Raw genomic sequence first — 11,838 nt, forward strand, 5'->3', positions numbered from 1 at the left:
GGGACTTGAATGCGCAAGCCGGTTCGTGGTGTTCCCTGGGGCGCCGACCTGGCCAGGCCTCACTGGTTCGGCCCAAGAGCCAGAGAGGCCGCCCTCACTCCGCGGTCACGAAGGCTGCTTCCCTTCGCACACCTGGCGGGCGACCTCTCGGAGTTTGATGTTGTTCTCCTGCGAGTAGCGGCGCAGCACGTCGAAGGCCTGCTCTTCGGTGAGGTGGTGGCGGCCCATGAGGATGCCCATGGCCTCGCCGATGGTGTGGCGGGTGTCGACGGCCTGTGTCATCTGGGCGTGGGTGCGGGCGCTGGAGAAGGCGACCGCGGCATGCGAGGCCAGCAGCCAGCCGGCCGTCTCACTGTCCTGGCTGAACGCGCCGGGCTTGCGTGAGTAGAGGTTCAGGGCGCCGAAATCCTGGTCCGCCGGTGTAGAGCAGGAAGCCCATCATGCTGCCCACCCCGAGTGCCTGAGCCTGTGGGGCGTAGGCGAGCCAGCGCTGGCGCTCGCTGGTGAGATCGGCGATCCGGAAAACCCGCTCGTCCCGCGCGCTGGAGGCGGCATCGAAGCACGGCCCTTCCCCGAGCCGCTCCTGGAGCCTGTCACTTTCGGTGACCAGCTCGTCGGTGGGAGCAAGGCTCTCCACCCTGGTGTCATGCAGAACGAGAATGCCGGCGGCGTCACAGCCCTCGACCAGTTCGGTGGCGGAGGCCGTGATCCGCTCCAGCGTGGCGTCGACCGACTCCTGCGCCAGAAGGTCACGTGCCATGGATGCCATCTGCTGCCCGAATCGGCCCCAGTCCACTTCCGACTCCCGTCCATCCCGCGCCTGGACAACCCTCATACCCAGACTTGCACGCACCCTGCACACCGGTGCCGATGAGTCGCGCCGGACAGGGCAACGCGCCGACACAGCCCCGAGCGACGACGATGCGAGCACGCGACGTGACCGCCGGGCACGCCGCCACAGCGGGCCGCCGTCAGCCTCAGAGCAGCAACGTGACCTTCATGGACTCGGAGGCGGCACGCTCTGCGCACCGCCTCGCCTTGTGCGCCGGCGCGCCGTGCGCCTTGCGCCTTGCGGTCGACGGCCGGAAGTACGGGTACCCGTACCCGAGCCGGACCGACCGACGAGCTGGGGTGACGCCATGCCTGACCAAGGGCGGGACGCGGACGTGCACCGCATGCTCGGGGACCTGATCGCGGCCAGCCATCTGATGTCGATGGAAGAGCTGCCCGGTGCGGTGTCCGAGCGTGCTGCCGCTGCGGGGTTCCCGGAGGTTCTGATCTATCTTCTGGATCTTCAGGGGCGCACGCTGCTCCTGATGACGAGCGAGACCTTGTCCGGCGGGGGCCACGACCTGGAACTCCGGGTCGAGGGCACCGTGCCCGGACGCTGCTACCAGTACGGGCAGATTCTCGCCGCCGCCCCGGACAAGACGCAATGGTGGATGCCGCTGATGGACGGCACCGAGCGCCTGGGCGTGCTGCGGGTCACCTCGGTACACGCCGATGAGCGGGCGCGCCGGGACGCGGCGTCGCTGTCCGGTCTGGTGGCCCTGCTGGTGTCGACCAAGCGGAACTTCAGCGACGCAGTCGCGCGCCTCACGCGCGTCGAGCCGCTGAACATCGCGGCGGAGATGCAGTGGCATCTGATGCCGCCGAACACCTACACCGACCGGCGTGTGATGATCGCCGCGTCCATGGAACCCGCCTACCAGATCAGCGGGGACGCCTACGACTACGCCACGGACGGACACGACGTCCACCTGTCGATCTTCGACGCCATGGGACACGACCTCGCCGCAGGTCTGACCGCGCACCTGGCCATGGGAGCCTGCCGCAACGCCCGCCGCCAAGGCACCGACCTGGCGGGAAAGGGCGAGGCAGTGGAAGCCGCCCTGATCGAACAGTACGACCGCACCCGGTACGCCACCGGCATCCTCGCCACCCTCGACACCCGAACCGGGGTGATGAGCTGGATCAACCGCGGACATGTGCCACCTGTGATCATCCGCGGTGGCCGCTGGCGCTCTCATCTGCGGTGTCCTCCGGCCCATCCCATGGGCACCGGGCTGGGTCTGAAGACCACCGTGTGCAGCGAAGACCTGGAGCCGGGAGACCGGGTGGTGTTCTACACCGACGGCATCACCGAGGCCCGGGGCGCGGACGGCTCCGAGTTCGGTCTGGAGCGTTTCACCGACTTCATCATCCGCCACCACGCCGACGGGCTGCCCGTCCCCGAGACCCTGCGCCGTCTGGTCAACGCCGTCCTGGAGTATCACGGAGGCCGGCTCCAGGACGATGCGACCGTGCTGCTGTGCGAATGGCTCGGCCCGCCTGCCGCCCCCGGCCGCTATGAGCGGGCCCTCAGGCTGGCCGGTCTGCCCGAGCCTGCCGCATCCGACCCCGGCCACCCGCAGCCGCGCATGAACCGGAGAACCCCCTCATGAGCGCCGACTCCCAGCTGACCGTCCTGGACACCCGTGGCCGCTTCGCCGTCGCGGCCCTGGCCGGGAGCCTGGACCACCGCACCACCACCGGCCTCTACCCGCCGGCGGCAGAGCTGGCCACAGCGCACCCCCGGCTCGTACTGGACCTGTCGAAGGTCACCTTCTGCGACTCCTCCGGCCTGAACATGCTGCTGCGGCTCCAGCGCCGCGTGAGCGAGGACGACGGCTGGCTGGCCGTGGCCGCACCGCCCGCACAGGCCCTGCGGCTGCTGACCACCACCGGCGCCGACCAGGTCATCTCCGTGCACGGCAGTCTCGCCGAAGCCCTCGCCGCCCACCCCGGCGAAGCCACGCAGTAGAGCACCGGCACCGCCACGCGGGTCGTCTCGGCCGGTGCGGACCGTGCGGGGACCGGCGGTGCCGACAGAGGCCGGTGCGGGTGCACGGGGCCGCTTCACGGTCCCGCATCCGACACCGGTAGGGCGGGCCAGGTCTGCTCAGGCCCGGTGGGCACGGATGACCACAAGCTCCTCACGGCTGTCGTCTTCGTGCACGAGTCCCGCTTCGGCAAGCCAGCGCTGCCGTGCGCGCAGCACCGGGCCGTACGGCACGCTGGCCCGGTCGGTCACCGCGGGACGCAGTCCCGCCTGCGCCAGACGGCGCAGCGTCTCCTGGGTGCCGCAGAGGCTGGAGTGCACCAGCAGCAGGGCGCCACCGGGGCCCAGCGCGGCGGGTGCCGCCGCGCAGATGCGGTCGATGAAGGCCCTGCCGTCCCGGCCCGCGTCCCAGGCCCGGGCCGGGCCGCGGCGCGGCAGCCGGGCATCGGGTGAGGGCACGTACGGCGGGTTGCTGACGATGAGGTCGTAGGTGCGGCCCGGGACGGCAGCGTCAAGATCACCACGGTGGAAACGGATCCGCCGGCCGGCCAGGAGGGCGTTGACCTGTGCGGTCAGGACAGCCCGCCGGGAGATGTCGACGGCCGTCACGCGAGCGCCCAGCCGGGCTGCCTGGATGGCGAGGGCCCCGCTGCCGGTCCCCAGGTCCAGCACCGTGGTGGCCGAGCTGATGGCCTCCCGGCGCAGGGCGCGCGTCAGCAGTGCGGTGTCCCACTGCGGGGCGTAGACGCCTGACGGTGTGAAGGACACCACCGGCAGTTCGGGCACCCAGGATTCGACTGCCATCGCGCCGCTCCATTTCCGCAGCACCCCCTGCGGGGGCGGCCGTTGCACTGCCCGGACAGACCATCCGGGGTGTCACTCTGGGTTCCCAGGCAGCAGGGGTCCACACACGCCTCGCTCTGCTCGCCAGAGACGGCGCTGCGGACGCTTCCAGAAGGTGGCCGCACTGCCGCCCCTCCCGGCAGCCGACCGTGATGGTCGGGTCTGCTTCTGCTCACGGGCACGTGCCGGCGGGCGCCTGGCATCGTGGCTTCTCCTGCTGGAGCGGACCCGGGCCATGTCTGAGGGCCGTCCCTGCGCCACAGCCGCGTATCGGCCTCTTGACCGAGTGCCCGGCGCCGGCATCTCGCCCCGCCGCATCGCTCACGGAAAGTCAGCTGTCGGTGGTCTTCTCGACCAGCGCGCTGTACGTCAGCTGCAAGGCGTCCGCGCCGGCCAGAGCGGCGAGGGCGCCCATGGCGGTGCGTGTCGCACGGGGCCACAGCAACTGCCCGGCGGTCAGGGTCGAGGCCACCCACACGCTGACGCAGAAGGGGCAGGTGACCAGCTCGCCCATGGTGTTGCGGCCCGCCTCCTCCTGCGCTTCCTCATGAAGCTCGGCCGGGCCCTGCGCACCCACGTAGTGGGTGAAGGGGGCCCGCAGAGGGCTGGTCACCGACGCCTTGCTCAGCAGCCGGCTGAGCCGGAAGGTAGCCACCGAGGTCAAGACCACGTCCGCCAGCTCTGGCCGGTCGGGCAGGGGGCGCCCGCGCAGCCTGACGGCCGAGGCCCAGGCAGCCGTGTACACGCCGAACCCCGCGATGGCGGCGAGATACCCGCCCAGCGGCCGCGTCTGTCCTGCCGAGTACTCCCGCGCGGTGCGCCGGAAAAACCCGTTCATGCCTGGTGCGAGGCGGCTGTCAGCTGATGTGCTCATGAGTCCGGTCCGTTTCGTTCCCGCTCGGGTCCCTGCTGGTGTCCAGGCCGCTGCGGCGCAGGCGCACCTCGACATGCCCATCGACAATGCGGGTGCCGAAGGCGGGCTCCATCCGCCTCTGGGTCCCCCACTGAACACCGGGCAAACGGGACCGCGGCCCCGTCGGTGTCGCGGGGCCATCCGCGCGGGCGGATCACGGCGTGCCCACCGCCGTTGTGGCAAGCACACCGCACGGGTACGTCCGCTCGCAGGGCCGCCGCAGACGGCTCGGACGCGGGCTCAAGCAGCGCGCGGCCCTGCCAAGGCTTCCCGGTTCAGCCGGGGCCAGGCTGTTGCCGCGCCTCATCGGCGACCTGCCTGCCCGATTCACGCGCCTGGTCCGTCACCTGCGCGGCCTGGTCGCGGGCCTCGTCCTGAGTGGTGCGGGCCGCCTGCGCGGCGGTGTCCTTCATCTCCTGCGCCGCGTTCTGGGTGGCCTCCTTGGCGCCTTCCTTCAGGGTCTGCGCGGAGTCGAGGGCGGCTTCCTTCACCGGCTCCAGGGCCCCGCCGGGTGCCATCAGGTCGGCGGCCTTTTCCTGCTCCGCCGCAGAGGTGGGCAGCAACGACGACGCCAGCATGCCGGCGCCGAAAGCGATCAGGCCGGCGGCCAGCGGATTGCCCTGCGTCTGGCGCATCGCCTCGTCGGGCGCCTGCCGTACCGCTTCGCCTGCCTGGTCGGCGGCGTCGCGTACCGTGCCGGCCGCTTGCTGGGTGCCCTCGTGCAGGGAACCGGCCGCGCTCTGGGCGCCGCTGGTGACCCCGTGGGCGGTGTCCGAGGCCGTGCCCATGACCCGCTCGCGCATCCCGGAGACAGCGCCGCGCATCCTTCGGGCGCGGCGGCGGACCACCCTTCGGGGGCTGGCCCGGTCCGCGAGGCGGTCCACGTCCGCAGACAGCCGGCCCCGAGTGGCGTCGATCTCGGCCCTCATCCGGTCGGGTGACGTGCCCATTGCGCATTCTCCTTCATCGTCTCGACTGTGTGCTCCGGCTTGGGTGCCACCGTGCGCATGCGGGTCTTGCCCCGCTGATACAGGACGGCTGCTGCCGCGGCCCACACGGCGGCGACGATCAGGGCGGCCCAGCCTGTGTCGATCACGTTGGCCAGGGCGAACACGGCGGCCAGCGACAGGAAGAAGATCGCCATGTAGCCGGCGAACCCGGCGCCGCCGTACATGCCGGCAGCCTTGCCCGCCTTGGTCGCCTCCTGCTTGACCTCGACTTTCGCCAGTTCGACCTCCTGGCGGAACAGCGTCTGGACGTCCGACGTCACCACGGACAGCAGCTCGCCCACCGAGCGGTCATCGGGCTGCGACGTCGCCGAGCGGGACGGAACGAAGGCCATCGCTCACACCCCCGGACCCGGTCGGCCCGGCGCGTCGCCCGCGGGCGTGGCGAGGGGCTGTGGCACGGCGGGCGACATGGCCGGCACCGGCGGCTCCTGCGGGGCGCCCGGCGAAGGAGCGGAAGTGCCGAGGGCTGCGTGCTGCGTCCCGGAAGAGGTGTCGGCCTTGGCCGCCACCTTCACCATCCGGCCGACGGCGAACCCTGCCAGCAGGGCACCGCCCAGGAAGGCCCCGGGACGGCGGCGGGCGAAGCTCTGCACATCGGACAGGACGCCGTCGACTCCCTGCTTCTCCAGATAGTCGGCCGTGCGGTGCCCGCCGTCGGCGGCCTGCGCCGCGAGGCTGCGGGCAGGCGAGTCGCTCGGCGCGTTGTCGGCCAGTCCCGCCAGGTCGTCCGCCCACTGGTGCAGTACCCCGGCAGCCCGCCGGGTCTGTCCCTCGACCTCGTCCATCGCGCGGCGGCGCAAATCGTCGGCGACCACGCCGGCCTGCTGCCGCGCCTCCCCGGCCACGGCTTTGGCCTGTTCCGCGGCTGTACCCGCCACCTGCCCCGCGGCCTGCTGGGCCTGATCGGCGGTGGCCGACGCCTCCGCTCTGGCCGTCTGACCGGCCTGCTGCACTCGTGTGGTGTCCTGCGCTGCCTCACTCATCAGCTCACTCCTCCGCGCAACGCCATACGGCTATTCGTCAGATATGTACACGAGTGACTGATTTGACAGCCTTTACACCCTTTATGCGTAGGAATCGTGGCGGGCGACGCTCCCCCTGTCACCCTCCCCCGCACGCGAGGACAGAACAGCGTGCGGACCTCCGGCACAGCACAGGGGATGTACCGCCCGCCCGTCCACGGCGGCCCCGTCCGCACACCGGCAGCGCTTCCACCCGTTGCGACAGCCGACGGAAGCCCGGGAGAGGCCGACGGTCACCGGGAACGCCTCGCGCAAAACGCTTCGCCCTCAGGGGAGTTTCGCGTCCGCGATGTCAACGTGGGGCTCCGGCAAGGAGCGGACAGTTGCTCCGTCCGGGTGCATCAGTCACGCGATCGGCCGCTCGTCGGCCGCTGGGTGGGCGCGGGTGCCGCCCTCGCGCCGCAAGGATGGCGGATAGCTGACGTCATGGCGTGAGCTAACCGCGAGCATCGAGAGACGGACGACCTGTGAGCATCCTCGACGAACCCCAGCCCCACGGTGCCAAAGCAGCCGAGGACTCGTACCAGAACGAACTGCCGGTCCGGGGCAGGCAGCCCGGCAATGTGGTGGTGAAGTGGCTGACGACCACCGACCACAAGACGATCGGCACGCTCTACCTGACCACGTCGTTCGGGTTCTTCCTGATCGGTGGTGTGATGGCGCTGCTCATGCGCGCCGAGCTCGCCCGTCCGGGCATCCAGATCGTCTCGAACGAGCAGTACAACCAGGCGTTCACGATGCACGGCACGGTCATGCTGCTGATGTTCGCGACGCCGCTGTTCGCCGGCTTCACGAACTGGATCATGCCGCTCCAGATCGGCGCGCCGGACGTCGCCTTCCCGCGGCTGAACATGTTCGCCTACTGGCTCTACCTGTTCGGCTCGTCGATCGCGGTCGGCGGGTTCCTCACCCCGCAGGGCGCGGCCGACTTCGGCTGGTTCGCCTACACCCCGCTGTCGGACGCGGTCCGCACCCCGGGTCTCGGCGCCGACCTGTGGATCATGGGTCTGGCCTTCTCCGGCTTCGGCACCATCCTCGGCTCGGTCAACTTCATCACCACGATCATCTGCATGCGCGCGCCCGGCATGACGATGTTCCGGCTGCCGATCTTCACCTGGAACGTCCTGCTGACCGGTGTCCTGGTCCTGCTGGCCTTCCCGGTCCTGGCGGCCGCGCTGTTCGCCCTGGAGGCGGACCGCAAGTTCGGCGCCCACATCTTCGACGCCGCCAACGGCGGCCCCCTGCTGTGGCAGCACCTCTTCTGGTTCTTCGGCCATCCCGAGGTGTACATCATCGCGCTGCCGTTCTTCGGGATCATCACCGAGATCATCCCGGTGTTCTCCCGCAAGCCGATCTTCGGCTACATGGGTCTGGTCGCCGCGACCATCTCGATCGCCGGTCTGTCCGTGACGGTGTGGGCGCACCACATGTTCGTCACCGGCGGGGTGCTGCTGCCGTTCTTCTCCTTCATGACGTTCCTCATCGCCGTACCGACCGGCGTGAAGTTCTTCAACTGGATCGGAACGATGTGGAAGGGCTCGCTGTCCTTCGAGACACCGATGCTCTGGGCGGCCGGCTTCCTCGTCACGTTTCTCTTCGGCGGTCTGACCGGAATCATCCTGGCCTCGCCGCCGATGGACTTCCACGTGTCCGACTCGTACTTCGTGGTGGCGCACTTCCACTACGTCGTCTTCGGCACCGTCGTCTTCGCGATGTTCGCCGGCTTCCACTTCTGGTGGCCGAAGTTCACCGGCAGGATGCTCGACGAGCGCCTCGGCAAGATCACTTTCTGGACGCTGTTCGTCGGCTTCCACGGCACCTTCCTGGTCCAGCACTGGCTGGGTGCCGAGGGCATGCCGCGCCGCTACGCCGACTACCTGGCCGTCGACGGCTTCACCGCCCTGAACACGATCTCGACGATCAGCTCCTTCGTCCTGGGCCTGTCGATGCTGCCGTTCATGTACAACGTGTGGAAGACGAGCCGCTACGGCAAGCCGGTCGGCGTCGACGACCCGTGGGGCTACGGCCGCTCCCTGGAGTGGGTGACCTCCTGCCCGCCGCCGCGCCACAACTTCCTCACCCTGCCGCGGATCCGCAGCGAGTCCCCGGCGTTCGACCTGCACCACCCCGACATCGCGATCGCCGAGGCTGAGGCCCACGGCGTCCGCGTATGAGCGGGCGGGGCATGCGGTGAGCGGTCTGCCGGAGCGGGGAGCCGCCGGCGAACTCGGCAACATGGTGGAGGGGTACCTGCTGTGGCAGGCCAGGGTCGCCGAAGCGGAGCAGCGGGCACAGGAGTTCGTCCGGCCGATGGAGTGGCTGACGACGTCACAGCGCGCGGAGATCGAATGCCACTACGTTGCCGACAGTCTGCGGCGCACCCGACGTGACCTCGAGCGCATCGCGGCCCGGAGCCGGTCCCTGCGTACCGAGTACGAACACCGCTACCAGCAGTTGCGGCGCCGCTGCCTGGGTCTGGCACTGACTGCCAACGCGGTCCTCCTCACGGCGATGGCCACTTTGCTGTCGGTGCTTTGACGGGAGCGGCCATGAGCGGGGCGCCGCGGGCAGGGCACCGGAGCGCCTGTCGGCCGCACCGTCCGCCTGCCGCGCTCTGTACCGGCGCCGGCGCCCGGTGGCAGCTGCGAGGTCATCGGCGTCCCGCCGGCTTCTGACACGACGCCAGAGCGTGCGGGACAGATGCGGGTGCTTGTGGCTCCGAGCGGAGCGGTGGTGGCCGTCATGCGCACCGGGCAGTGGCTCCTCGGCGGATGGGCTGGGGCTTGGAGAGGGCAGAGACCGCGGCGCTGTGGCCGGCCGGGCTCACCGGCGGCTCACCGTCCCGCTGGCCGGGGGGGGCCGGACACCGGTGACGAGCGCCACGGTCTGTGGACAGCAGGGCGATCACCTCTGCACAGAGCGGTCGCCGGACGACTGATCCACGGGGCGGGCGGCTGCCGCGGCCATGAGGGCCATCATGAGCGCGATCACGCCGACGATGATGTTGTTGACGATGGTCCTGGTGGTGCTGACGTCACCCGCTACCACCCAGGGTGCGAAGATCGTCCACACGCTGAGCGCGCAGGCGGCCCACGCCATGCTGTGCGACCGCTCGTACGCCCGGCCGAAGCCGCCGCTCATGATCAGGGCGTAGGCGATGCCGACGATCAGGTTGTTGACCGCCAGGGTGGAGAACTCGTTGAAGCCCGCGATCCACGGTGAGGCCGCCAGGTAGAGGCCTGTGATCAGGGCCATGGCCTCGACGGCCTGTGCCCTCGGAGTAGTCGCGACACGCTCGGCCATCTCGTGCCGATTGCGCATGGCGAGGATGTCGGGATGCGTTGCCATGTCCGACTGGGGCCGTGTCGTCATGCCGATACCTCCACTTTGCCCGTTATGTGCCTTACGTGAAGGTCGGGTACCCCCCGGGGACGGGATAACCGTCGCCGGACCGCCCGAGTCCGAAGGCACTGCGGGGCGAGCGGCCCGCGGCGCACTTCCGGCGCTGGAGCCGGCCCCTGCGCCACGATCCCTGGAGCGCCGCCCGACGGCGTGGCCGGCCCTCACCGCCAGACGGCGCGCACCACATCACCGGCGGCACCTGCCGCACGGGACCGAAGGCCGGGAACCGGGAAAAGAGAGCCGCTGCCCGAGCGGACGGCCGCGCGGCAGGAGTACGCCGACAGCAGGGGCCCGGCCCGGCGCGGGCCGCCCGCGCCGCAGGGCCGCCGTGTGTGGGCCGCGGAGTGTGGGTCGCGGGGTGTGGTGCCGGGCCGGGGCGAGGGTTTTGTCCGTGCGCAGGCGGCTGGGCGTCTTCGGCGATCACGCGCCCTGATTCTGCGTTCGGCGGGAGAGTGCGGCGGCATCGCGAGGTCGCGGGAGGCGGGCAGCAGGGCGGCGCCCGCTGCGCGCGTCGCCGCCGGAGGCCGCGGGTCAGATGCCGGCCGTGTGCCGGGGTGCGGCGCGGCGGCGGTATTCGGCGTTGATGCGCTGGGCTTCTTCCAGCTGGTCCTCGAGGACGATGATGCGGCAGGCGGCCTCGATCGGGGTCCCGTGGTCGACGAGCTCCCGGGCGCGGGCGGCGATCCGCAACTGGTAGCGGGAGTAGCGGCGATGGCCGCCCGCGGAGCGCAGCGGGGTGATGAGGCGGGCCTCGCCGAGGGCGCGCAGGAAGCCCTGCGTGGTGCCGAGCATCTCGGCGGCCCGGCCCATGGTGTAGGCGGGGTAGTCATCGTCGTCGAGGCGGTTGAATGAATCGTCTGCTGTCACTTGCACCTCTCTGCGGAACACGCGGAGAAAACATACGGAGGGCCCTGGCGCCGTACGGCGCCAGGGCCCGAAGGAACTGCTACACCATCTGCCGGCCCTGTTGCTGCGCCGGCCTTCTGTCTGCGCAGACCCGGCCGAAATGCTGCCGGGAATGCCGGGATCGCGGTTGCGTGACCGGAGACCACCTCACTATCGATGTCCTGCGGTACCCGGACTCAGAGTTTCCGCCCGGGCGATCCTGATGGCGTTCGGCTCCTCCGTTCTTCCCTCGGTGATCAATCACTTATCGAGCGCGGTACTGCGTACTGCTGGTGATGCGAACTGCTGGTGGCCTCACCGAGCGCCACCTCCGGCAGCCGGCTCCGTCGCCTGTCCTGCATCTGCTCCGGCTTGGAACCCCACGGCCGAACCTCTCGGTGCGCGCGCCCGCAGCCGACGCCTTCACCGAGGTACTGCACACTTCGCTGCTGGGTACTGCCACTGCGGTACTGCTCACGGCGGCCCCTGATCACCGCGGGCCACCCGGTCCGGTCGTCAGTCCCGTCGCCGTCCTGCACACGCTCTGGCTTCGAAACTCCACCACCGCACCGTCCTGCGACTGCAACTGCGGTACTGCTGCCCGGCAGTTCGTGTCTGCCGGGCCCTTCGGTCTCTCTGGCTACGAGAGAAACCATAACCAGATCACCGACCAATGTCTACTCTCGTCATCATAGATTTTCGATGCTGGACGGTGAGATATGGTCCCGGACGGCAGAGGGAGGGCAGAGCTCTCCAGAGGGCCGAGGGAGGCGGAGGGGGCGATGAGGACCGGTCGGCGCACGCGTGACGCAAGGTGCCCGGATCAGCACGGGGCCGTGAGCGTCCGCGCGAGTGTTGGCCGCCGGATCGCCGCCCGCCAACCGGGTGAGGTCCCCCGCGCGAGCGGGTACCGGCAGGCGATGGCCGGCGAGGGTCCGGCCG

General features: G+C 70.4%; 11 protein-coding genes and 1 pseudogene. 4 read left to right on the forward strand and 8 right to left on the reverse strand.

From position 1 onward, the window contains the following. Positions 1-105: 105 nt before the first annotated feature. Positions 106-769 (reverse strand): annotated as a pseudogene (locus tag AOQ37_RS35220) (GAF and ANTAR domain-containing protein). 370 nt (positions 770-1,139) lie between these two features. Here AOQ37_RS35220 and AOQ37_RS35225 point away from each other — a divergent pair. Together AOQ37_RS35225 and AOQ37_RS35230 are read left to right on the forward strand one after the other, a co-directional pair. Beyond that, positions 1,140-2,444: a PP2C family protein-serine/threonine phosphatase gene (locus tag AOQ37_RS35225; protein ID WP_062650746.1), complete on the forward strand. Its 1,305-nt coding sequence runs from the start codon at positions 1,140-1,142 to the stop codon at positions 2,442-2,444. Further along, complete coding sequence (locus tag AOQ37_RS35230; RefSeq protein ID WP_062650748.1) at positions 2,441-2,803, forward strand: STAS domain-containing protein; 363 nt, start codon at positions 2,441-2,443, stop codon at positions 2,801-2,803. Before AOQ37_RS35225 ends, AOQ37_RS35230 begins: the two co-directional genes overlap by 4 nt. Positions 2,804-2,941: 138 nt before the next feature. Here AOQ37_RS35230 and AOQ37_RS35235 read toward each other — a convergent pair whose 3' ends face one another. From AOQ37_RS35235 to AOQ37_RS35255, 5 genes are all read right to left on the reverse strand, one after another. Next, the gene (locus AOQ37_RS35235) at positions 2,942-3,625 is read right to left on the reverse strand and encodes a HemK2/MTQ2 family protein methyltransferase (RefSeq protein WP_062650749.1); all 684 of its coding nucleotides are present in this window, start codon (positions 3,623-3,625) and stop codon (positions 2,942-2,944) included. A 370-nt stretch (positions 3,626-3,995) separates the two neighbouring features. Then, a complete protein-coding gene (locus AOQ37_RS35240) occupies positions 3,996-4,538 on the reverse strand; it encodes a DUF1360 domain-containing protein (RefSeq protein ID WP_062650751.1) in 543 nt (180 codons plus the stop codon). Positions 4,539-4,852: 314 nt separating this feature from the next. Beyond that, complete coding sequence (locus tag AOQ37_RS35245; protein WP_062650753.1) at positions 4,853-5,527, reverse strand: DUF3618 domain-containing protein; 675 nt, start codon at positions 5,525-5,527, stop codon at positions 4,853-4,855. Next, on the reverse strand, positions 5,503-5,919 hold the full coding sequence (locus AOQ37_RS35250) for a phage holin family protein (protein ID WP_062650757.1): 417 nt from the start codon (positions 5,917-5,919) through the stop codon (positions 5,503-5,505). Before AOQ37_RS35250 ends, AOQ37_RS35245 begins: the two co-directional genes overlap by 25 nt. Before the next feature lie 3 nt (positions 5,920-5,922). Further along, complete coding sequence (locus tag AOQ37_RS35255; RefSeq protein WP_062650758.1) at positions 5,923-6,570, reverse strand: hypothetical protein; 648 nt, start codon at positions 6,568-6,570, stop codon at positions 5,923-5,925. Positions 6,571-7,076: 506 nt separating this feature from the next. Here AOQ37_RS35255 and ctaD point away from each other — a divergent pair. After that, complete coding sequence (gene ctaD, locus AOQ37_RS35260) at positions 7,077-8,783, forward strand: aa3-type cytochrome oxidase subunit I (protein ID WP_062650759.1); 1,707 nt, start codon at positions 7,077-7,079, stop codon at positions 8,781-8,783. Between the two features lie 16 nt (positions 8,784-8,799). After that, positions 8,800-9,147 carry a cytochrome C oxidase subunit I gene (locus AOQ37_RS35265; RefSeq protein ID WP_234437116.1) on the forward strand — a complete coding sequence of 116 codons (348 nt, stop codon included), beginning with the start codon at positions 8,800-8,802 and terminating at the stop codon, positions 9,145-9,147. 366 nt (positions 9,148-9,513) lie between these two features. Here the strand turns inward: AOQ37_RS35265 and AOQ37_RS35270 are convergent, their stop codons facing one another. After that, complete coding sequence (locus AOQ37_RS35270) at positions 9,514-9,981, reverse strand: SPW repeat protein (RefSeq protein WP_234437117.1); 468 nt, start codon at positions 9,979-9,981, stop codon at positions 9,514-9,516. A 561-nt stretch (positions 9,982-10,542) separates the two neighbouring features. Next, complete coding sequence (locus AOQ37_RS35275) at positions 10,543-10,878, reverse strand: MerR family transcriptional regulator (protein WP_062650761.1); 336 nt, start codon at positions 10,876-10,878, stop codon at positions 10,543-10,545. Between the last annotated feature and the right edge of the window lie 960 nt (positions 10,879-11,838).

This window comes from Streptomyces maremycinicus, assembly GCF_001184025.1.
GTDB classification, from domain to species: domain Bacteria; phylum Actinomycetota; class Actinomycetes; order Streptomycetales; family Streptomycetaceae; genus Streptomyces; species Streptomyces maremycinicus.